15 protein-coding genes and 1 tRNA gene are annotated in these 21045 nt (G+C 67.1%); 3 read left to right on the top strand and 13 right to left on the bottom strand.

Going from position 1 to position 21045, the window contains the following annotated elements; genetic code table 11:
• Positions 1-6: 6 nt before the first annotated feature.
• The 4 genes from gspF to AC1RTO_RS03570 all read right to left on the bottom strand — a co-directional run bounded on the left by gspF (position 7) and on the right by AC1RTO_RS03570 (position 6341).
• Positions 7-1230, bottom strand: coding sequence for a type II secretion system inner membrane protein GspF (gene gspF / locus AC1RTO_RS03585; protein ID WP_293878058.1), 1224 nt, complete (start codon positions 1228-1230; stop codon positions 7-9).
• Between the two features lie 320 nt (positions 1231-1550).
• The gene (locus AC1RTO_RS03580) at positions 1551-3044 is read right to left on the bottom strand and encodes a GspE/PulE family protein (RefSeq protein WP_493160321.1); all 1494 of its coding nucleotides are present in this window, start codon (positions 3042-3044) and stop codon (positions 1551-1553) included.
• Between the two features lie 232 nt (positions 3045-3276).
• Positions 3277-5505 carry a type II secretion system secretin GspD gene (gspD, locus tag AC1RTO_RS03575; protein ID WP_493159539.1) on the bottom strand — a complete coding sequence of 743 codons (2229 nt, stop codon included), beginning with the start codon at positions 5503-5505 and terminating at the stop codon, positions 3277-3279.
• Complete coding sequence (locus AC1RTO_RS03570; protein ID WP_493159538.1) at positions 5502-6341, bottom strand: type II secretion system protein N; 840 nt, start codon at positions 6339-6341, stop codon at positions 5502-5504. The genes gspD and AC1RTO_RS03570 overlap by 4 nt, the downstream gene beginning before the upstream one ends.
• A gap of 130 nt (positions 6342-6471) precedes the next feature.
• On the opposite strand from AC1RTO_RS03570, the gene AC1RTO_RS03565 reads away from it, so the two are divergent.
• Positions 6472-7128: a prolyl hydroxylase family protein gene (locus AC1RTO_RS03565; RefSeq protein ID WP_493159537.1), complete on the top strand. Its 657-nt coding sequence runs from the start codon at positions 6472-6474 to the stop codon at positions 7126-7128.
• Positions 7129-7235: 107 nt separating this feature from the next.
• On the opposite strand, the gene AC1RTO_RS03560 is transcribed toward AC1RTO_RS03565, so the two are convergent.
• The 6 genes from AC1RTO_RS03560 to lon all read right to left on the bottom strand — a co-directional run bounded on the left by AC1RTO_RS03560 (position 7236) and on the right by lon (position 15572).
• On the bottom strand, positions 7236-10070 hold the full coding sequence (locus AC1RTO_RS03560; protein WP_493159536.1) for a TonB-dependent receptor domain-containing protein: 2835 nt from the start codon (positions 10068-10070) through the stop codon (positions 7236-7238).
• Between the two features lie 103 nt (positions 10071-10173).
• Complete coding sequence (locus tag AC1RTO_RS03555) at positions 10174-11775, bottom strand: beta-helix domain-containing protein (protein ID WP_493159535.1); 1602 nt, start codon at positions 11773-11775, stop codon at positions 10174-10176.
• 262 nt (positions 11776-12037) lie between these two features.
• Positions 12038-12370, bottom strand: coding sequence for a hypothetical protein (locus tag AC1RTO_RS03550; RefSeq protein WP_493159534.1), 333 nt, complete (start codon positions 12368-12370; stop codon positions 12038-12040).
• Between the two features lie 206 nt (positions 12371-12576).
• Positions 12577-12651: transfer RNA gene (locus AC1RTO_RS03545), tRNA-Val, on the bottom strand.
• A gap of 99 nt (positions 12652-12750) precedes the next feature.
• A complete protein-coding gene (locus tag AC1RTO_RS03540; RefSeq protein WP_163958216.1) occupies positions 12751-13023 on the bottom strand; it encodes an HU family DNA-binding protein in 273 nt (90 codons plus the stop codon).
• A 155-nt stretch (positions 13024-13178) separates the two neighbouring features.
• Complete coding sequence (gene lon / locus AC1RTO_RS03535) at positions 13179-15572, bottom strand: endopeptidase La (protein ID WP_493159533.1); 2394 nt, start codon at positions 15570-15572, stop codon at positions 13179-13181.
• Between the two features lie 174 nt (positions 15573-15746).
• On the opposite strand from lon, the gene AC1RTO_RS03530 reads away from it, so the two are divergent.
• Together AC1RTO_RS03530 and AC1RTO_RS03525 are read left to right on the top strand one after the other, a co-directional pair.
• Positions 15747-17447: a M1 family metallopeptidase gene (locus AC1RTO_RS03530; RefSeq protein ID WP_493159532.1), complete on the top strand. Its 1701-nt coding sequence runs from the start codon at positions 15747-15749 to the stop codon at positions 17445-17447.
• 32 nt (positions 17448-17479) lie between these two features.
• The gene (locus AC1RTO_RS03525) at positions 17480-17710 is read left to right on the top strand and encodes a hypothetical protein (protein WP_493159531.1); all 231 of its coding nucleotides are present in this window, start codon (positions 17480-17482) and stop codon (positions 17708-17710) included.
• Between the two features lie 42 nt (positions 17711-17752).
• Here the strand turns inward: AC1RTO_RS03525 and AC1RTO_RS03520 are convergent, their stop codons facing one another.
• The 3 genes from AC1RTO_RS03520 to clpX all read right to left on the bottom strand — a co-directional run bounded on the left by AC1RTO_RS03520 (position 17753) and on the right by clpX (position 20934).
• A complete protein-coding gene (locus AC1RTO_RS03520) occupies positions 17753-18874 on the bottom strand; it encodes a calcium:cation antiporter (protein WP_493159530.1) in 1122 nt (373 codons plus the stop codon).
• 123 nt (positions 18875-18997) lie between these two features.
• Positions 18998-19534 (bottom strand): hypothetical protein, encoded by a 537-nt coding sequence (locus AC1RTO_RS03515; RefSeq protein ID WP_493159529.1) that lies wholly within the window; start codon positions 19532-19534, stop codon positions 18998-19000.
• A 128-nt stretch (positions 19535-19662) separates the two neighbouring features.
• Positions 19663-20934, bottom strand: a complete 1272-nt coding sequence (clpX, locus tag AC1RTO_RS03510) for an ATP-dependent Clp protease ATP-binding subunit ClpX (RefSeq protein WP_293878033.1) — start codon at positions 20932-20934, stop codon at positions 19663-19665.
• Between the last annotated feature and the right edge of the window lie 111 nt (positions 20935-21045).

Below are 21045 nucleotides of genomic sequence, written 5' to 3'. Positions count from 1 at the left end.
CTTTCCTCATTGTCCGGCCAGCGTGTTGAGCTGGAGGATGGGCAGCAGGATCGATAGCACGATGGTGGCGACGATGCCGCCCATCACGACGATGATCGCGGGTTCGAGCAGCGACAGCGCGGTGGCGGTGAAGCGGTCGAATTCGCGTTCGAGATAATCGGCGGCGCGTTCGAGCATCTCGTCGAGCCGGCCCGCCGCCTCGCCCGATGCCGCCAGATAGGTCAGCAGCGGCGGGAAGACGTTGGTGCGGCGCATCGCCGCCGACAGGCTGCCGCCGCCGCGGATCGCATCGACGATCTCGTCCGACGCGGCGCGCAGGCGGCGGTTGTGGATCGTGCTCGCGGTGAGCGCGAGCCCCTCGAGCAGCGGCAGGCGACTCGCCACCATCGTGCTGAGCGTGCGCGACATGCGCGCGGCGTGAAGGTCGCGCAACAGACGGCCGAGCAGCGGGATGCGCAGCACCGCGGTGTCGAACGACAGGCGCAGCGCCGGATCGCGCAACGCATACCAGCCCCCTGCCCCCGCCAGCGCGACGACCAGCACCATCACCCACCAATAGCCGACGAGGATATCGGACAGGCCGATCACCACGCGGGTGAGCAACGGCAGTTCCTGCCCGACGGTGTCGAACTGTTCGACCACCTGCGGCACAACGAACATCATCAGCGCGGTGACGACGCCCAGCGCGACGACCGCGAGGATCGTCGGATAGGCGAGCGCGGTGATGAGCTTGCCGCGGATTTCCGCCTGCCGTTCGAGCAGCGCGGCGAGGCGGTCGAGGATCGTCGGCAGGCTGCCCGAGCTTTCGCCCGCGGACACCATCGCACGGTAGAGCGGCGGGAAGCTCTTCGCCTCGCGCGCCATCGAATCGGCGAGGCGGCGGCCCTCGACGACGCCGGCATGGACCTGCGCGACGATGGTGCGGACGCTGTCCTGCTCCGTCTGGCGGGTAATCGTGCGCAGCGATTCCTCGAGCGGCGAGACGCGGTTGAGCGTGGCGAGCTGGCGCGTGAACAGCGTCAGCTGCTTGTTGCTCATCTTGCCGCGGCCGAGCCGGATGCCGAACAGCGGCCGGGTCGTGGTGGCGGGCGGTGCCCCGGGTTCGAGGCGGACGACGTAGAGCTTGCGCCGGTCGAGCGTCGAGCGCGCGGCGTCGATGGTCGCGGCGGCGACATGGCCGCGCTGCTCCTGCCCGCGAGTGTCGATGGCGAGATAGTCGAAGTCAGCCATGATGGGTGCCGGCCCTGGTCATGACGACCGTTCGAGGCATCGCCCCGGACCTCGCCCGTGGTCCGCCCATCCGCAATCGCAGGGCAAGCGCCTCAAGGTGCCGCACCCGGCCACGGTCCGAACTCCGGACCATGTCGGCGATCGTCCCCACCAGCCATGTCGTCGTCATCCACGCGCAGGCTGGGAACGCCGGACGCCGACGCCGTGGATAAAGCCGCACGTTTCGCCGAGACGGATTCCCGCCTGCGCGGGGATGACGACGGGACATGCAGGTCCCGGCGGGGTGGTCGCCGCACCCGTCCACGGTGCGAGGCGGAGGTCTACGCATCCGATGGCTCATCCACCACCGGGTCGGTCGCATCGCGCCTCGACACGCGGATCGCCTCTTCCGCCGTGGTCAGGCCGCGACGCACCAGTGTCTCCGCCGCCTGCGCGAGGTTCGGCGTGCGGGCGAAGGCGTGCGCGGCGATCGCGGTTTCATCCGTGCCGTCGTTGATGAAGCGGCGAATCGTGTCGTCGACCCGCACCGCCTCGAACACGCCGATCCGCCCCTTGAAGCCGGTGTGGTTGCATTCGCCGCAACCGACCGCTTCGTGGACGATCGCCTCTGGCTCGATGCCGAGCAACGCCGCGACGCCGCCCGCGGCGGGGACCGGCCGGCGACAGACGGGGCACAGCCGCCGCACCAGCCGCTGCGCGATCACCGCGCGCAGCGTCGAGGCGAGCAGGAAGGGTTCGACCTTCATGTCGCGCATGCGGGTGATCGCACCGATCGCGTCGTTGGTGTGGACGGTGGACAGCACGAGGTGGCCGGTCAGCGACGCCTGCACCGCGATCTCCGCCGTCTCGCGGTCGCGGATTTCGCCGACCATGACGACGTCGGGGTCCTGGCGCAGGATCGCGCGCAGGCCGGCCGCGAAGGTCAGCCCGACCTTCGGATTGACCTGCGTCTGGCCGACGCCCTCCACCGCATATTCGACCGGGTCCTCGACCGTCAGGATGTTGCGGCTGCCGTCGTTGAGCAGGCGCAGCGCCCCGTAGAGCGAGGTGGTCTTGCCCGATCCGGTCGGGCCGGTAACGAGGATGATGCCGTTGGGTTCGGACAGCGCACCGCGCAGCAGCGCGTACATGCCCGCATCCATGCCCAGGGCGTCGAGGTCGATGCCGGCATTGTCCTTGTCGAGGATACGCAGCACGACGCGCTCGCCCGCCCGGCTCGGCAGGGTCGAGACGCGGACGTCGAGCAATTTGCCGCCGAGCGTCAGGCCCATGCGGCCGTCCTGCGGCACGCGGCGCTCGGCGATGTCGAGCCGCGCCATCACCTTGATCCGGCTGACGACGACGGGGGCGACGTGCGGCGGCATCCGCAGCGTCTCGCGCAGCACGCCGTCGATGCGCATGCGGACGATCAGGCCGGTTTCGTACGGCTCGATATGGATGTCGGACACGCCGTTGCGCGCGGCATCGGCGATGATGCCGTTGATGAGGCGGATCGCGGGCGCGTCGTCGGCGGTGTCGAGCAGATCCTCCGCGGTCGGCAACCCCTCGGCGAGGCTGTCGAGTTCGTCGCCCATGCCGACCGCGGCGAGCGCGTTCGCCTGCCCGTCCATCGCATAATTGTCGGAGAGCAGACGGTCGAAGGCGGGCGCCTCGACGATCGCGATGTCGAACGGACGGGCGAGGTAGCGGCGGATCTCGAGCAGAGCCTTGGGATCCGCGCCGGCGCGCATCGCGACGGTCAGATGCGCGTCGGTGTCGGTATGCTGGACGACGACGCCGAACCGGCGCGCGAAGGCATAGGGGATGGCGAGCATCGGCAGCGGGTCCGCAGGCACGTCGATCGCGGGCAGGACGGGCGCCGCGTCGAGTTCCTCGCCGGTGCGGATCATCATGCGCGCTCGCTCCGCTCGATCGTCATCCCCGGGAAGGCGGGGATCCATGGTTGCGGGACGCTGACGGTGCGCGCGCACGCCGGGTTTACCGCGTCCATGGCTCCCGGCATTTGCCGCGATGACCGGCGGGATAGCGATGGGTGAAGGGCGATGCTCACCGGTCCCTCGGGCGGATGACCTTGGTGGTGTTGGTCTGGATCGGGACGGCGATGCGCGGGTCCTCGATGTTGCCGGGGATCGGCGCGGACGGGATCGGCGGGGCGGCGCCCATGTAGTCGCGGACCAGCTGGTCGATCGACGGCTCCTCGTTCGGCGACTGCAGCCCCTGTTGCAGGCGGAGATAGCCGTAGCGCTGTTCCGCCAGCTTGCGGCTGTCGGCGGCGCTGCGCAGGATCGTCGGCCGGATGAAGATCATCAGGTTGGTCTTGTTACGCGATTTCGCCTTCGATTTGAACAGATTGCCGAGCAGCGGGATATCGCCGAGCAGCGGGATCTTCTCGATCGTGCGGCGCTCCTCGTCGCTCAGCAGGCCGCCCATCACCGCGATCTGCCCTTCGTCGACGGTCAGCGTCGTCTCGATCTCGCGCTTGTTGAGGATCAGGTCGCTGTTGTCGCTCGACACCGGACCGGCGATCGAGCTGACTTCGAGGCGAAGGTTGAGCTTGACCGTGCCGGATGAATTGACCTGCGGCCGCGCGGTCAGCTCGATGCCGACATTCTCCCGCTGGGTGGTGCGGAACGTGTTGTCGAAATTGTTCGACAGCGCCTGGCCCGTGGTGATCGGGATCTCCTGCCCGACGAGGCTGTGCGCCTCCTGATTGTCGACGGTAACGAGGTGCGGGACCTGGAGCAGGTTGGAGGTGGTGTCGCTCTTCACCGCGTTGATGATCGCGCCGAAGATGAAATCGCCGATCTGGCCGCCGAACCCGCCGAACCCGCCCGACGATCCGATGATCGAGCTGATTGCCGACTGGGTCAGCTGGTCCGAGGCGGTGTTGGTCGTCACCGTCGTGGTAACGCCGTTGGCGATCGTCGTCGTGGTGTTGCGGCCGAGTTCGCGCGCGCCGATCGCGCCCGCGATCTGGAGGATGTTGGGCGCGCTGTTCGAGAAGGTCGAGGCGGCGAAGGCCCCGCCCGACGGGTTGGCGAGGATGAACTGCGCGCCCAGCCGGTTGACGGTCGCGTCGGACACCTCCGCGACGATCCCCTCGATCAGCACCTGTTCGCGGCGCGTGTCGAGCTGGCGGACGACGTCGGACAATTGCCGCTGGATATCGGCGGGCGCGGCGATGACGATCGCATTCGCCCCCTGGAAGCGGGTGACGACCGCGGCGGTGCGCCCGCCCTGCGTGGTGATCGCGGGCTGGCCGCTGCCGTTGGTGCCGCCGCCGGTGCTGACCGCGGGCGCCTGCGTCACGGTGCGCTGCTGGACGGCGCTGTTGGTATTCGCACCGCTGGCGCCGCCGAAGCCGCTCTGCGAGCGCGACAGCTGCGTGTCCTGCACCGCATCCGGCTGTTGCCCGACGAGCTGCTGGAGGACGGGGAGCAGCTGTGCCGCATCGGCGTTTTCGAGGAAGACGACGCGGATCTCGGTACCGTTCTTCGCCTTCTGGTCGAGGTCCTGCGCGACCGCGACGAGGCGCGCGACGCTGTTGGCATCGCCGCGGATGATGACCGAATTGCTGCTGTCGACCGCGGTGACGCTGCTGCCGACACCGCCCGGCGCGCCGACGCCCTGCCCGCCCGGAACGCCGGCGGCGAGGCCCTGCAACGCCGCCGCGATCTCCTTGGCGGAGGCGTTCTTCAGCGCGACGACGCGGGTCGCGGCATTGTCGCTGTCGACGCGGCGCAGCACCTCGCGGATGCGGCGGATGTTGTCGGCGAAATCGACGATGACGAGCGCGTTCGACCCGCGATTGGCGCTGACCGATCCTTGCGCGCTGACTAGCGGGCGGACCGTCTCGATCGCCTGCGTCGCGTCGATCGCGCGCAGGCGGACGATCTCGGTGACGAAGCTGTTGCGGCTCGCGCCCGCCGATCCGACGCGGCTCGGTTGCGAGGCGGCATTGTCGATCGGCTGGATGCGGAACGCGCCGTTGCCGGTCGGCACCGCGACGAGGCCGTTGGCGCGCATCGTCGACAGAAACGCCTCGAAATATTCGCTGCGGCTCAAGGGGCGGTCGGTGACGACGGTGACTTTGCCCTGCACCCGCGAATCGATGATGAAGGTGCGCCCCGTCACCCGCGCGGCATCGGCGATGAACGCGCGGATATCGGCATCGCGCACGTTGAGCGTGGTCTGCGCGACCGCCTGCACCGGCAGCGTCAGCGCGGCGGTGGACAGCATCAGGGCGGGGGCGAGCGTCTTCATGGCCAATGTCATGGATTTTGCGCGATCGTGATGGCGAGCGCCAGCGTCTGCGTGCCGCGCTCTACGGTGATGGGGATGTTGCCGCCGCCGGCGAAATCGGCGGTGACGCGGTCGAGGTCCTGCGGGCCGGTGACCGGCCGGCCGCCGATCGCGGTGACGACGTCGCCTTCGCGCAGGCCGGCGGTGCGGAACAGGTTTCCGGTGCCCTGCGGGCGGACGACGAGGCCGGAGATGCGGCCGCCGTCGATGCGGGGGATGAAGCCGATTTCGCCCCGGATCTGGTTGGCGGCGATCGGCGGCGGCGCGGCCTGGCCGACGACCGGCGGCGCGCCCGCCGGGGACGGCGCGCCGGGCGGCGGCACGCCCTGCGGCGCGTCGGACTGGACGAGGAACAGGTTCTCGGTCGCGTCGCCGCGATCGATGGTGATGTGGTCGAAGGCGACCGCCTTCAGCCGGACGCCGGGCTGAATCTCCTCGCCGACCGCAATGCTCTTCTGGACGTTGTCGGGCCCCGCGACGATCGCCGATCCGCGCCCCGACGCCTCGTCGACGCGGATGCCGAACAGCGTCAGCTGCAGCGCGGTGACGGTGGCCGGGCCCGGCTGCGCGCCGCCCAGCCGGAAGAAGGGATCGAAGCCCGCCAGCACGTCATAGGGGCGCCCCGGCACGCTGATCTCCGCCGGGCGCCAGTCGCCCAGCGGCGACACCGGCGTCACCAGCGTCCACAACAGGCGCGCACATTGCGTCGCCAGCCCTGCGATCAGGAGCAGCTCGGCCAGCGAATAGACGTTCACGACGGGCAGGCGGCGCAGGATACGCCGCGTGCGCGCGTCGATGTTCAAGCGCATGTATCAGTCCCGTCCCGCACCCTAGCGCCTACGCATGCCATGTTACGCTTTTGCGTCAAAGGGGTGAGATGCACGTCGCCCCGTTCTGCCGTCTTCCCTTGGGCGGATCAGCGGCGGTAGGATGCGGCGCATGGATGACCCCCCTCTCCTCGGCAGCGGGCTCGACCCCGCCCCGATCGCCGCGCGCCTGCTCGCGCAGCCCGGCGTGCAGAAGGTGCCGAGCCCGAAGCTCGACCTGTTCCTGGCGCGCAACTTCATCGGCCCCGAGCTGTGCGCCGCCCTGATCGAGCGGATCGACGCGGTGCGCCGCCCGTCGACGATCGCCGACGCCAACGGTGATTCGGCGTTCCGGACCAGCGAGACGGGCGACCTGTTCGCGGGCGACCCGGTCGTGCAGGCGGTCGAACGGCGGCTCGCGATGTTCACCGGCCTCGACCCCGCGCACGGCGAGCCGTTGCAGGGCCAGCGCTATGCCGTCGGGCAGGAGTTCAAGGGCCACACCGATTATTTCGAGCCGCAGGGCGCGGACTATGCACGCTATTGCTCGGTCGCGGGCAACCGCACCTGGACGGTCATGGTCTATCTGAACGCCCCCGAGGCAGGCGGGGCGACGCGGTTCAAGGCGGTCGACAAGATCGTCCAGCCGGAAACGGGCAAACTGGTCGCGTGGAACAACCGGCGGCCGGACGGATCGCTCAATCCGGCGACGCTGCATCAGGGGATGAAGGTGCGCGCGGGGGTGAAATACGTGATTACGAAATGGTATCGCGAGCTGCCCTGGGGCTGACCTCCCCGGCATGAAAAGGGGGCTTTCCACCCGCGGCACGCGCGTGGAAAGCCCCCTCCGTCACCGCTCGTGCGGTGCCACCTACCCGTACCGGGGAGACGTATGACCTAGAAGGTTGCGCTGACGCCGAGGCTGAACACCCGGCCGAGATTGTACTTGTTGATGAACACCTCGTTCCCGCTCGGGAAGGTCTGGCTCTCGCGATACTTGGTGCGCGTCAGGTTGCGCGCCTCGGCCTTGATCTCGAACTTGCCGCCCATCAGCTCGACGCCCTGCCGCGCGACGAGGTCGAGGCGGATGCCGGGATGCTCGATCACGTCCGGCTGGAAGCCGACGCCCGACAGGTTCGACGGGCCGCGGTTGGTGACGCGGTCGCTGGCATAGTTGAACAGCATCGTGATCTGCGACAGCGAGGCGGTGTCCTCCAGCCCGACCTGCACGTTGACCAGATGGTCCGACTGGCCGGTCAGCGGCGCGCCATCGCGGAACTGGAGCGCGGCCGGGCCGAAGCCGGTGCGGCAGCCGCCCAGCGTCTGGTTGAGCACGTTGGGGACGCACGAACCGTCCGCCGTGATGCTCGACTTGGTGTAGGTGTAGTTGGCGACGAACAGCGCGCGGCGGGTGGCGAAGAAGTCGCCCTGGAACACGTCCGCGAGGCGGAAGTATTTCTGCAGCTCGACCTCGCCGCCGTACAGCGTCGCCTTGGGCAGGTTGGTGAAGCCGGTCTGCAACCGGTCGTCGGCGCCGGTGTAGAAGCCGACCTGCTCGATCGGATTGTCGATCCGCTTGTAGAAGCCCGCCAACGTGAAGCGCTGGTCGCGCTTGAAGAACCATTCGTAGCGCGCTTCGAGATTGTACAGCTCGCTGTCCTGCAACAGCGGGTTGCCGAAGAACAGGCGGTCCGAATCGGGGTCGCGGAACTGCTGCGGCGCAAGCTCGCGGAACTGCGGGCGCGAGATCGTCTTGGCGGCGCTGGCGCGCAGCTGCATGTCGGACGCGAAGTTCCAGGTCAGCGTCGCCGCCGGCAGCCAGTAATTGTTCTTCAGCCGGGTGGTCGCGGTCTGCACCGGCGTCACCTTTTCGGTGCCGGTCTCGTAGCGCAGGCCGATCACCGCACGCAGGCCGTCGAACGCCTCCGCTTCCGCCTGCAGATAGCCGGCATGCACGTCGAGCGACGCGTCATAGGCATAGGCGCCGAGCGGCGTGTTGAACTGCAGCTGGATCGTGCAGGCGCCGGTGCCCTGCAACGGGCAGGCGTTGTTGAGCACGTCCGGGCTGAGCAGATAGTCCGGGCGCAGCAGGTTGTAGGGATAGCCCGGCGCGGTGCCGCCGCCGGCCGAGGTCTGGTAGTTGAACTGGAGGCGCGACGACGTACGATCCGTCCCCTGGTAGAAATAGCCCGCCGAGAGCGTGATCGGACGATCGCCGTCGATCTTGTACGACGCGTCGGCCTGGCCGGTGAACAGGTCTTCGTTCAGCTCGCTGAACACGATCGAGGCGAAGGGCGTGAAGCGCTGCGACACCTGATAGGCGCCGCTGCACTGGAAGCCCTCGGCCTGCTGGCCGCCGTCGCTGGTGATCGGCAGGCCGTTCGACGTGGTCGCGGAACAGAGATAGTCGAACTGGCGCTCATAGGGAGCGTTGCGCTTCGAATTGGCATAGGCGAAGCGGCCGTCGAGCTTGAGCGCGTCGGTCAGCTTGAATTCGCCGACCAGCTGGCTCTCGATCAGCTGACGCTCGAACCAGTTGGTGTTCTGCTGGAAACGCAGGCCGCTGGCGTTGTTGTACAGCGTCGCCGCCGAGCCGCGGCCCTGCTTCAGCGTGTCGTGGATGTAGACGTTGGTCCAGCGGATCGTGTTCTCACCGAATTCGAGGCCGAGGCCGATCAGCGCATTGGCGACGATACGGTTGTCGGTCAGCAGTGTGCGATAGTCGTTGCGGAGCGTGCCGTCCGCCGACACCGTATCCTGCTGGATCGCCGAGCGGGTGCGGAAGGTGTTGCTGGCGCTGAGCGAGGCGATCACGCCGAGACGCGACCCGCCGATGTCGTAGACCGAGCCGCCGCTGATTTCGCCCGACCAGTTCGCCGGCAGCTGGTTGTTGCGCTGGAGCAGCGTGGTGGAGGCGTTGGACAGCTGCGCGACCTGCGTGGCCGGGATGATGCCGGTGCCGGTCGGCGCGTTCTTGATGAACGAGGGCACCTTGCGCGTGCCGTCGTCGAAGCCGATCCAGTCGGCATCGCCGCCGTAATAGGTATAGCCCAGCTCGCTGGTCGTCGCGTCGTCCGCCGAGATGGTCGCGCCGGCCGAGATGAAGTTCTTGTCCGGGATCGCCTTGGTCGTCAGGTTGATGACGCCGCCGCCGAATTCGCCCGGATAGTTCACCGAATAGGTCTTCTGGACCAGCGCCGATCCGACGATCGTGGTCGGGAAGATGTCGAGCGGCACCGACCGGCGCAGCGGCTCGGGCGACGGCAGCGGCGAGCCGTTGAGCAGCGACGACGAATAGCGGTCGCCGAGGCCACGCACGTAGACGAAGCCGCCGCCGACCACCGACAGGCCGGTGACGCGGGTCAGCGCGCCGGCGATGTCGCCCTCGCCGGTGCGGGCGATGTCGGCGCTCGACAGCACCGCGACGATCTGCGGCGTGGCGCGCACGACATTGGGGATGTTGCGGCCGACGACGACGATATCGGCACCGTCGCCGCTCGCGCCCGGCGCGGAGATCTCGACCGGCGCGTCCTGCTGGTCGGCCGCGGTCGGCTCGGCGGCCTGGGGATCGGTCGCGCCGTTCGGGCTGGCGGTGGCGGGGGTCGAGGTCTGCGCGGGCGGCGGCGCGGCGGGGGCCGGCGACGCGGTGCCTCCGGCCTGCGCGAGGACCGCCGGCGCCACGAGGGTGGAGGACATCAGTAGAAGGGTGGCGAAAGCGAGCCGCTGCGGCATGACCGTCAATCCCGGATCAAGAGGCTGTTATAAAGGTATCCGGGGCGGCGCTGCCGCCACCCCGGACCCGATGCTGTGAGCGGGGGCGGCGTGCCCCCGGTCATCAGCGGCCCTGGCAGGCGAAGTAGACCGAGTTGAACGACGGCGGGCCGAAGTCCTGCAGCGCCGAGTCGGCCGGACGGACCGTCGAGCGACCGCCGCTGGTCTGTTCGCCGGCGATGATGTTGACGCAGGCGACCGTGTTGACCGTCTTCACGACACCGTTGACGAAGCGCATGTCCGAACCGCCACGCTGGCGGATCGCGGCGGGGGCCAGCGCGGTCTGGATGAAGGTGAAGTTGGCGTAGGTCGAGAAGGTGCGCGGCAGCAGGTCCTCGGCGTTGTTCGAGTCGATCTCGGTCGAGAAGCTGTCCGGCGTCGCGCCCAGCGTGCGCTGCGCCGCGATCATGAACTGCATGAAGCCGCGATAGCCGTTGTCGATGTCGAAGCCGTCGTCGTCCGCACCGGTGACCGCGATATATCTGATGTTGGTGTTGCCGCCGAAGATCTCGATGCCGTCATCCGCCGAATTGTGGCTCTGGATATGGTCGAGCACGGTGCCCGAACCGGTACCGCCCAGCGTCAGGCCCTGCAATTCGTTGCCGTCGCTGATCGCGATGCCCGAATAGCGGATCTGGACATAGGACATCTGGCCGCTCGAATCCGCCGCGGTCGGGCCGCCGTAGAAGCGGCCGGTGACGCCCTCGATCGCCTGCTGGCAGGTGGTCGAGGTGCCGCCCGCATTGTTCGGCCCGGTGCCGGCGGCGCAGACGCCGACGGGCGCGCGGCCGAGCAGGATGATGCCGCCCCACTGGCCCTGCGTCGCGTCGGACACGCCGTTGACGGCGAGGTTCTGCTGCGAGGTGAAGATGATCGGGTTGTCGCGGTTGCCCACGGCATTGATCTTCGACCCGCGGTTGACGAGCAGTAGGTCGTTGGTCGGCTCCGACGAATCGGCGGCGATGACGACGCCCGGCTCGATCGTCAGCGTGACGCCGGCCGCGCCGGTGGTGCCGAGATCGGTGCCGACCTCGGTCTGGCCACGCAGGCGGTAATAGACGCCCGGGATCTTCGGCAGCGTCAGGTTGGTGGTGATGTTCTGCGGGATCAGGCAGCCCTGGAACCCTCCGACGACGTCGCTGGTGGTCGTGCCGGTCGGGCAGACCGAGACGGCGACGCGGGCGCCGACGTTCGGCACCGCCGTGCAGCGCGCACCCGAACCGCCGAATTCCGCGGAGGTCGAATTACATGTCCATCCTTGAAAACTCGTGTCGCTCGGCCCGTTCAGCGCGCCGACGAAGTTGGTGCTGGTAAAGAAGCTGTTGATCGACGACGGGTCGGTCGCGGTGGTCAGCGGCGCGGTGCCGACCGGGTAGAGGCCGTTGAGGGTGGCGCCGGTGCCGTTGACGTTGTTGTTGGTGCCGGCATTGACGATGGCGAGCTGTTCGTCGGCGGTGACCGAGATGCCGTTGACGCTGGTGACGGCAGCGAACTGCGCGGCGGTGATCGCGGACGGCGTCGGGGTCGGCGCGGTCGGCGTCGGGGTGGCGATCGGCTGGGTGATGACGACGCTGCCGGCACCCGGCGAGGCGACGTTGTCGGCACCGCCGCAGCCCGACAGCGCGAGGCAGGCCGTCGAGGCCATGAGGAATGTGCCGATACGCATGTTGCTCGCCATGTCGAAAAGCTCCCGGGTCGAAGATCGTTGCTGATGGTCGGACGTCGTTGTCCGCGACCGGCCAAGGCTCCCCCTCTGCCGATCCCTGATGCCGCCGTTAGGAGCGGCACATTACGCCTGCGTGAGGATTTCGAGACGATCACGTTACGCCCGTGGGACGTATTTGTGACAACGCCCGTTGCGGCACGCGAAAAAGGGCGCCCCTCCTGCGAGGGACGCCCTTTCGTCAGGCAGCAATGTCGAGCGGCGATTACTTCTCGCCATTGTCCTTCACGCCGACGACGGGGACCGACACGGTCTCCTTTTCGGTCTGCACCTTGGGGACCTCGACGGTGGTTTCCTTGGTGCCGACGACGACCTTCTTCGAATCGAGGTCGACATCGGGGAGCGCGCCGCCCTTGGCGCTGATATCGACGTCGGGGAGTGCACCCTTCTTGACGTCGGCGCTCCAGAAGCCGGTCAGGAACAGCAGGGCGACGATGACGACGGCGACGATGGCGACGATCCCGAGCACGCGGCCCGCGCCGCCACGACGTTCCACCACCACGCGGTCGCCGTTACGGTCGGTCGTATATTCCACCATGTTCACTCTCCCTTTGATCGATTTGTGAGAGACTTAATCCCGATCAAAGCAGATTGTTCCCGATCCGCAACGACCAAAGCGGACATGGCCGGACGCACACGGTTAACATTGATAGGGATGGCTACGAAGACGGTCGGGCTGCCGGCCGATGCGACCGGCCCCAGAAACCAGAAAGCCCGCCGGTCGATCGACCTGGCGGGCTGTCATGGTGGGCGCGACAGGGATTGAACCTGTGACCCCACCCGTGTGAAGGGTGTGCTCTACCGCTGAGCTACGCGCCCCCGATCCTCGGCCACGCCGTGACATAAGCCGTCGGGAAGCGGGCCTTTACGGGGCGCCGCCTCGCCTGTCCAGCCCGGATTTCGCGGGCCTCGGGGTGTTTAGTTGACCGAATCCTTCAGACCCTTGCCGGCCTTGAACTTCGGCTGCGACGATGCCTTGATCGTCATCGGCTCGCCGGTGCGCGGGTTGCGGCCGGTCGACGCCTTGCGCTTCGAGACGGAGAAGGTGCCGAAGCCGACGAGACGAACCTCGTCGCCCTTCTTCAGACTCGCCGAGATCGCGTCGAACACCGCCTCGACCGCCTTGATCGCATCGCCCTTGGCGAGGCCCGAGGTGTCCGCGACCGTCGCGATCAGCTCTTGCTTGTTCATGGAAATACTGCCCCCTTCGTATACTTTAGAAGAATCGTTACCAAGCCAGAACGGCAAGTAATGCTGTCCGGACCGGCGGAGTCAATGGATACCGCCGCGCCTTGGCAGGCACGGCGGTTCCAAAACGTTAATGACCCGATCCTAAGGTTGCCCGATCAGTGATGCAACTCGCCACCGGCCGGAGCGACGCCTGCCGGCGGCAAAGCGGCGAGTTCGTCGGCATCGGTCCAGTCGATCGCCTCGAGCGGCTCGGTCAGCGCAAGCTTCAGCACCTCGTCGACATGGCTCACCGGCACGATCGCCAGCCCGTCCTTGATGTTCTGCGGGATGTCGGCAAGGTCCTTCTCGTTCTCCTGCGGGATCAACACCGTGGTGATGCCGCCGCGCAGCGCCGCGAGCAGCTTTTCCTTCAATCCGCCGATCGGCAGCACGCGACCGCGCAGCGTCACCTCGCCGGTCATCGCGACGTCCTTCTTCACCGACACGCCGGTCAGCGTCGAGACGATCGACACGACCAGCCCGATGCCCGCCGACGGCCCGTCCTTGGGCACCGCGCCTTCGGGCAGGTGGATGTGGATGTCCTTGCGATGGAACAGCGACGGCTTGATGCCATAGCTTGGACTGCGCGCCTGGACGAAGCTGAAGGCGGCCTGCACCGATTCCTTCATCACGTCGCCGAGCTTCCCGGTCGTCTTGATCCCGCCCTTGCCCGGCACGGTGACGCTCTCGATCGTCAGCAATTCGCCGCCGACCTCGGTCCAGGCGAGGCCGGTGACCGCACCGATCTGATGCTCCGTCTCGCCGAGGCCGTGGCGATACTTCTGTACCCCCGCGAACTCGCCCAGATTGTCGGGCGTTACCGTGACGCTGGTCACCTTGCCCTCGAGGATCTGGCGCAGCGCCTTGCGCGCCAGCCGCGCGATCTCGCGCTCCAGCGTGCGCACGCCCGCCTCGCGGGTGTACTTCTGGATCAGCGCGCGCAGCCCCTCGTCGGTGAGCGTGAACTCGCCCGGCTTCAGCCCGTGCGCCTCGATCTGCTTCTCGATCAGATGCCCCTTGGCGATCTCGACCTTCTCGTCCTCGGTATAGCCTTCCAGCCGGATGATCTCCATCCGGTCGAGCAGCGGCTGCGGCAGGTTCAGCGTGTTCGCGGTGCAGACGAACATCACGTCGCTGAGGTCGATGTCGATCTCGAGATAATGGTCGTTGAACTTGCCGTTCTGTTCCGGGTCGAGCACCTCGAGCAGTGCCGATGCCGGATCGCCGCGGAAATCCTGGCCGAGCTTGTCGATCTCGTCGAGCAGGAACAGCGGGTTGCTGGTGCCGGCCTTCTTGAGGTTGGTGACGATCTTGCCCGGCAGCGAGCCGATATAGGTGCGGCGATGGCCGCGGATCTCGGCCTCGTCGCGCACGCCGCCGAGGCTCTGGCGGATGAACTCGCGCCCGGTCGCCTTGGCGATCGACTTGCCGAGGCTGGTCTTGCCGACGCCCGGCGGGCCGACGAGGCACAGGATCGGCCCCTTCAGCTTGTTGGTGCGCGCCTGCACGCCAAGATATTCGACGATACGGTCCTTGACCTTCTCCAGCGCGTAATGATCCTCGTCCAGCACCGCCTGCGCGGCGGCGATGTCCTTCTTGATCTTGGACTTCTTGCCCCAGGGCAATCCAAGCAGCACGTCGAGATAGTTGCGCACCACCGTCGCCTCGGCACTCATCGGCGCCATCGTCTTGAGCTTCTTCAGCTCCGACGTCGCCTTGGTCCGCGCTTCCTTGGACAGCTTGAGCGTCGCGATCTTCTGCGTCAGCTCGGCGATCTCGTCGCCGTCGCTCTCGTCGTCGCTGTTGCCCAGCTCGCGCTGGATCGCCTTGAGCTGTTCGTTGAGATAATATTCGCGCTGCGTCTTCTCCATCTGGCGCTTGACGCGGCTCTTGATCTTCTTCTCGACGTGCAGGACGCCGAGCTCGCCCTCCATCAGCGCATAGGCCATTTCCAGCCGCTTGACGGGATCGGGCTCGACCAGCAGCGCCTGCTTGTCGGCGACCTTGACCTGCACGTTCGCCATGATCGCATCCGACAGCTTGGCGGCATCGGTCAGCTCGGACAGCTGCACCGCGGTTTCCGCCGGCAGCTTCTTGTTGAGCTTGGCATAGGCCTCGAACTGCTCGACCGACGAGCGCATCAGCGCCTCGACCTCGATCCCCTCGGCCTCGCGCTCCTCCATCATCTCGACGGTGGACTGCAGATAGTCCTCGCCCTCGCTCAGCTCGCCGAGCCGGCCGCGCGCCTTGCCCTCGACCAGCACGCGGACCGTGCCGTCGGGCAGTTTCAGCAGCTGGAGCACGGTGGCGGTGACGCCGACCTCGTACAGGTCCTCGCGACCGGGATCGTCCTCGGCCGGATCGAGCTGCGCGACGAGGAAGATCTCCTTGTCGGCGCCCATCGCCGCTTCCAGCGCGGCGACCGATTTGTCGCGTCCGACGAACAGCGGCACGATCATGTGCGGAAAGACGACGATATCGCGCAGCGGCAGAACGGGGAAAGTGGTCATGGATACTCCGGTGCCGCTTCGAACGGGGCGGCTTTGGTACACTATATGGTGATGCCACGGCATCCATCAATCGTCGCGCGTACGGCACGGCGGGACTTGTCATCGCCGGGGCGAGCGTCGAAACCGGCCCCGGCGCTTGCGCCGAAACCCGCAACGCCCAATCGGGAGTACAGAATGTCGCTTCGCCTGCCGTTCGCCGCCTTGCTGCTGCTGTCGACCGCGGGGATCGCCGCGGAGAGGGGCCAGCCGCCGATCACGCCGCAGACCGCCATGTCGGGCGGCCCCCTCGACCCGGCGCAGAAGAAGGTGACGTTCGACAGTGCCGACCTGCAGATCGAGGTCGATCCGGTGCGCGAGGTCATCAACGGCACGGCGACCCTCGCCTTCACCGCGCTGGAAAAGACCAACAGGATCGTCGTCGATCTCGACAAGAACTATACCGTGACGTCGGTACAGGTCGACGGCGTCGATGCGGGCTTCGCCAATTCCGAAGGGCGGATGACTATCACCCTGGCGAAGAAGGTCGCCAAGGATGCCAAGCTGTCGGTCAAAATCGTCTATGGCGGCCGTCCGCACACCGCGGTGCGCGCGCCCTGGGATGGCGGCTTCGTCTGGTCGAAGACACGCGACGGAAAGCCTTGGATGGCGACGGCGGTGCAGATGGAAGGGTGCGACCTGATCTGGCCGTGCATCGACTATCCGACCTACGAGCCCGAGAAGGTCACGCTGCACATCACCGTGCCGGCGGGGCTGAAGGCGCCGTCGAACGGCAAGCTGCTCGGTATCGACCGCTTCGACGACGGGCGCAGCACCTGGAACTGGGAGGTGAAGCGGCCGAACCTCTATGGCATCGCGCTCAACGTCGGGCCGTATGAGGAGATCACGGGCACCTACAGGAGCAAGTTCGGCAACGAGATCCCGATGTTCTACTGGTACCTGCCCGGCGAGAAGGACAAGGCGGAAAAGCTGTTCGCCGAATTCGCACCGACGCTGGATTTCTACGAAAGCGTCGTCGGCCCATACCCTTGGGCGGACGAAAAGGTCGGCGTCGTCGAAACCCCGCACAAGGGCATGGAGCATCAGACGATCAACGCCTACGGCAACGAATATGCCAAGGCGCCGGAAGGGTTCGACTGGCTGTTCCAGCATGAATTCGGCCACGAATGGTTCGCCAACCAGCTCACCGCAAGCAACTGGGACGATTTCTGGCTGCACGAAGGCTTTACCGCCTATATGCAGCCGCTCTACGGTCGCTGGCGCGAGGGCGACGGGCGCTACACCGCGATGATGCTGGCGAGCCGCACCGGCATCCAGAACACCTCGCCGCTGGTGACCGGCAAGCCGCAGAGCGCCGAAGACGTCTACGAACGCGCACCGGGACGCGGTGGTGACATCTACACCAAGGGCTCGTGGATCCTGCATACGCTGCGAAATTCGGTCGGCGACAAGGCGTTCGCCGAGATCCTGCGGCGCGAGGTCTATGGCCGCCCCGATCCTGCCCCGGGTAACTTCACGCCGCAGTTCCGGACGACGCCGGAGTTCATCGCGATCGTCAATCAGGTGACCGGGCAGGACTGGCAGTGGTTCTTCGACGTCTACCTCTATCAGGCGGCGCTACCCAAGCTGGTGGTGAACCGCAACGCGACCCAGCTGACGCTGAAATGGGTGACGCCCTTGCCCAAGCCCTTCCCCCTGCCGGTCGAGGTCGCGGTCGACGACGTCGTACAGAAGGTCCCGATGACCGGTGGCCTCGCCACGATCACCGTGCCGGCGGACGCGCATGTCGTCGTCGATCCGATGGCGCGGCTGCTCAAGCAGGACGATGCCGTCGACGCCTTCCAGGCGTGGAAGGCGGAACAGAAGCCGGCGAAATGACGGGGCATCGCGGCGGACGGGAGAAGGACATCATGGCGAACTGGTTCGCCCGCACCGCCGAAATGGCGGCGATCTTCATGGTCGGCGACGGCCTGATCGGCCTCGCCCAGCCGCGCCGCCATGTCGACCTGTGGAAGGAGGATGCGCTCGGCACCGAGGTGATGGTCGCGCCGTTCGTCGACCGGCCGGGGCGGCGGCGGCTGTATGCGACGGCACAGATCGCCGCCGGGCTGTGGCTCGCCAGCCGCCAGCGCCCGCGCTGAACGTCGCGGGCGCCGGCCGACCCCGCTTCGATCTCCGGATCGTCAGGGAATGACGGTGGTGAACAGATAGGCGGCGAAGATCACCAGATGGACGACGCCCTGCAACACCGTCGTCCGTCCCGTCCCCAGCGAGATCGTTGTCACGAACAGCGACAGCGCGAGCAACGTCATGCTCTTGGCGCCGATACCAAGCGCTAGCGGCAGGTCGAGCACGAGGCTGACGATCGCTACCGCCGGGATGGTCAGCCCGATCGTCGCCAGTGCCGATCCCAGCGCCAGATTGAGGCTGGTCTGCAGTCGGTCGCGACGTGCGGCATTATAGGCAGCGAGGCTTTCGGGCGCGAGCACCAGCGCGGCAATCACCACGCCGACGATCGCCAGCGGCAGGCCCGCCGCGAGGATCGCCTCCTCGACCTGCGCCGATAGGCCCTTGGCGAGCATCACGACGACGACCAGCGCGAGCAGCAGGATGCCGAACGCGGTCCAGGCGGTGCGGTCGCTCGGCGGGGCGGCATGCGCCTCGGGCTCCACATCGCCCGCGGGCAGGAAGTAATCGCGGTGGCGCACCGTCTGCACGAGTACGAACGTGCCGTAGAGGACGAGGCTGACGATCGCGACGAAGATCAGCTGCGACGGCGCATAGGTCGGTCCCGCCGCGCTCGTCGTGTAATTGGGCAGGATCAGCGACAGCACGACCAGCGCCGCCAGAGTCGCCAGCGCCGCGCTGATCCCGCGCAGCGTGAAACGCTGTTCGCCATGCTTCATCCCGCCGGTCAGCAGGCAGAGGCCGATGATGAAGTTGAGGATGATCATGATCGCGGCGAACACCGTGTCGCGCGCCAGCGCCGCGACGTCGCCCGACCCCGACAGCATCAGCGAGACGATTAGCGACACCTCGATCACCGTCACCGCGACCGCCAGCACCAGCGTGCCGAACGGCTCGCCGACGCGATGCGCGACGACCTCGGCATGGTGGACAGCTGCGACGACCGACCCGATCAGCACCAGCGCGGCAATGATCGTGCCGACGGTGCCCATCGCGTAGATCGACAGCAACACCGCCGGCACGCCAAGCGCCGGAAACAGGATCGCCCAAAGCGGCAGCCCCATCCAGCCCTTCGGCGCCGCATGCCTCGTGATGGCCTCGTTCGTCGTTGCGGTCATGCCTGTCCCCGATATCGTTACGCAAAGCCAATGCTTCGGCGCACCGAAAGGTCCATTGCGGGCGTGGCACGCAGGCCGGTTTACCTTTTGACACGATCCGCACATCGAATCACGGTCGCCGCGTCAATGCCCCAGTACGATGAGGAGCGCGGGGAAGAGGTTCTGGAGGACGTGGACCGCGATGACGATGCCGACCGCGGTCCAGAAGCCGCGTGGGCGCCAGGTGACGTAAAGCGTCGAGAAAATCAGAAACGGCCACCAGATCACCGCGCCCCACAAGGGTGACGCGAGGCTGTGCAACACGCCCCAGATCGCCGCGCTCGCGATCACCGCCTGCCAGCCGGCAAGAAACCGCAACAGGATCGCGAGAATGGCGGCCATGAGAAGCGTCTCGACCACTGGACTGAACCCCGCGATCAGAAACAGCTTCATCGCCCCGGAGGCATCAGCCAAATCCGGGCCCGCATTGTCCGGGACCAGCCAGGCGATCGCATAGCTAAGCATCGTGCTGCCGACGATCGTCAGCACCCAGCCGATCAGGATCGCGAGCCACGGCCGCGCATCGCGGAACAGAGCGGGTGGCAGGATCGCAAGCGGTCCCCTGCCCGCCTGCCAGCCGGAACTGATCTCCGGGGCCGGTTCGATCCGTGTCGCTGTCATCGTCATCCTGTCGCTTGCCGGCGGGTCATCGCCCGCGCGGCGTTAACGTCCCATGAGGAGCGCGTCTCCGCCGTCACGAAAAAGGGCGCCGCTCTCGCGACGCCCCTTCCCGATATCATGCGGACAGATCAGGCGGCGGCGCCCGCCCCATCCTTCTTCTTTTCAGCATAGACGCGGATCGGCTCCTTGCGGCCCTCGATCACGTCCTTGTCGATCATTACCTCGTCGACACCGTCCATGCCGGGCAGGTCGAACATCGTGTCGAGCAGGATCGCCTCCAGGATCGACCGCAGGCCGCGGGCGCCGGTCTTGCGCTCGATGCCCTTCTTGGCAACCGCGACCAGCGCGTCGTCGGTGAAGCCCAGGTCGACCGATTCCATCTCGAACAGCTTCTGGTACTGCTTCACCAGCGCGTTCTTCGGTTCCTTCAGGATCTTGACCAGCGCGTCGATGTCGAGGTCCTCAAGCGTCGCGATCACCGGCAGGCGACCGACGAATTCGGGGATCAGCCCGAACTTCAGCAGATCCTCCGGCTCGGTCTGGCGCAGCATCTCGCCCGTGCGACGCTCTTCCGGCGCGGCGACATAGGCGCCGAAGCCGATCGACTTGCCCTGCAGGCGGTCGCCGATGATCTTCTCGAGCCCGCTGAACGCGCCACCACAGATGAACAGGATGTTCGTCGTGTCGACCTGCAGGAATTCCTGCTGCGGATGCTTGCGACCACCCTGCGGCGGGACGCTCGCGGTGGTGCCTTCCATCAGCTTGAGCAGCGCCTGCTGCACGCCCTCGCCCGACACATCGCGCGTGATCGACGGATTCTCCGCCTTGCGGCTGATCTTGTCGATCTCGTCGATGTAGACGATGCCGCGCTGCGCGCGCTCGACGTTATAGTCGGACGCTTGCAGCAGCTTGAGGATGATGTTCTCGACATCCTCACCGACATAGCCCGCCTCAGTCAGCGTCGTCGCATCCGCCATCGTGAACGGCACGTCGAGGATGCGCGCCAGCGTCTGCGCGAGCAACGTCTTGCCGCAACCGGTCGGGCCGACGAGAAGGATGTTCGACTTGGCGAGCTCGACGTCCGCACCCTTGGCGCCGTGGTTCAGGCGCTTGTAATGGTTGTGGACCGCCACCGACAGCACGCGCTTCGCCTGCTTCTGGCCGATGACGTAATCGTCGAGGACGTCGCAAATCTCCTGCGGAGTCGGCACGCCGCCGTCCTTCTTGGAGACAAGTGCGGACTTGGTCTCTTCACGGATGATGTCGTTGCACAGCTCCACGCACTCGTCGCAGATGAACACGGTCGGCCCTGCGATGAGCTTGCGCACCTCGTGCTGCGACTTGCCGCAGAACGAGCAGTAGAGGGTGCTCTTCGAGTCGCCACCGCTCAGTTTCGTCATTCACACTTCCTTGTCGCGGGATCGGACCCGCCGGTGAGGCCGGGTATGGTAGCCCGGCCGATACGCAAACCACAACGCCCAAACGTGTTTAATGGACACGGCCGGGCGCGC

The sequence above is a fragment of the Sphingomonas sp. GW821-FHT10F09 genome (assembly GCF_058809195.1).
The sequence above is the reverse complement of the archived record's forward strand: the minus strand, read 5'-3'. Positions and strand labels throughout refer to the sequence as shown.

What these genes read in the sequence shown, in the direction of transcription:
- lon (WP_493159533.1), bottom strand. Translation starts at nt 15,572, where the DNA reads ATGACCACTTTCCCCGTTCTGCCGCTGCGCGATATCGTCGTCTTTCCG.
- AC1RTO_RS03555 (WP_493159535.1), bottom strand. Translation starts at nt 11,775, where the DNA reads ATGCGTATCGGCACATTCCTCATGGCCTCGACGGCCTGCCTCGCGCTG.
- AC1RTO_RS03520 (WP_493159530.1), bottom strand. Translation starts at nt 18,874, where the DNA reads ATGACCGCAACGACGAACGAGGCCATCACGAGGCATGCGGCGCCGAAG.
- AC1RTO_RS03565 (WP_493159537.1), top strand. Translation starts at nt 6,472, where the DNA reads ATGGATGACCCCCCTCTCCTCGGCAGCGGGCTCGACCCCGCCCCGATC.
- AC1RTO_RS03540 (WP_163958216.1), bottom strand. Translation starts at nt 13,023, where the DNA reads ATGAACAAGCAAGAGCTGATCGCGACGGTCGCGGACACCTCGGGCCTC.
- gspF (WP_293878058.1), bottom strand. Translation starts at nt 1,230, where the DNA reads ATGGCTGACTTCGACTATCTCGCCATCGACACTCGCGGGCAGGAGCAG.
- AC1RTO_RS03515 (WP_493159529.1), bottom strand. Translation starts at nt 19,534, where the DNA reads ATGACAGCGACACGGATCGAACCGGCCCCGGAGATCAGTTCCGGCTGG.
- AC1RTO_RS03580 (WP_493160321.1), bottom strand. Translation starts at nt 3,044, where the DNA reads ATGCTCGCCATCCCCTATGCCTTCGCGCGCCGGTTCGGCGTCGTCGTC.
- gspD (WP_493159539.1), bottom strand. Translation starts at nt 5,505, where the DNA reads ATGACATTGGCCATGAAGACGCTCGCCCCCGCCCTGATGCTGTCCACC.
- AC1RTO_RS03550 (WP_493159534.1), bottom strand. Translation starts at nt 12,370, where the DNA reads ATGGTGGAATATACGACCGACCGTAACGGCGACCGCGTGGTGGTGGAA.
- AC1RTO_RS03570 (WP_493159538.1), bottom strand. Translation starts at nt 6,341, where the DNA reads ATGCGCTTGAACATCGACGCGCGCACGCGGCGTATCCTGCGCCGCCTG.
- clpX (WP_293878033.1), bottom strand. Translation starts at nt 20,934, where the DNA reads ATGACGAAACTGAGCGGTGGCGACTCGAAGAGCACCCTCTACTGCTCG.
- AC1RTO_RS03525 (WP_493159531.1), top strand. Translation starts at nt 17,480, where the DNA reads ATGGCGAACTGGTTCGCCCGCACCGCCGAAATGGCGGCGATCTTCATG.
- AC1RTO_RS03560 (WP_493159536.1), bottom strand. Translation starts at nt 10,070, where the DNA reads ATGCCGCAGCGGCTCGCTTTCGCCACCCTTCTACTGATGTCCTCCACC.
- AC1RTO_RS03530 (WP_493159532.1), top strand. Translation starts at nt 15,747, where the DNA reads ATGTCGCTTCGCCTGCCGTTCGCCGCCTTGCTGCTGCTGTCGACCGCG.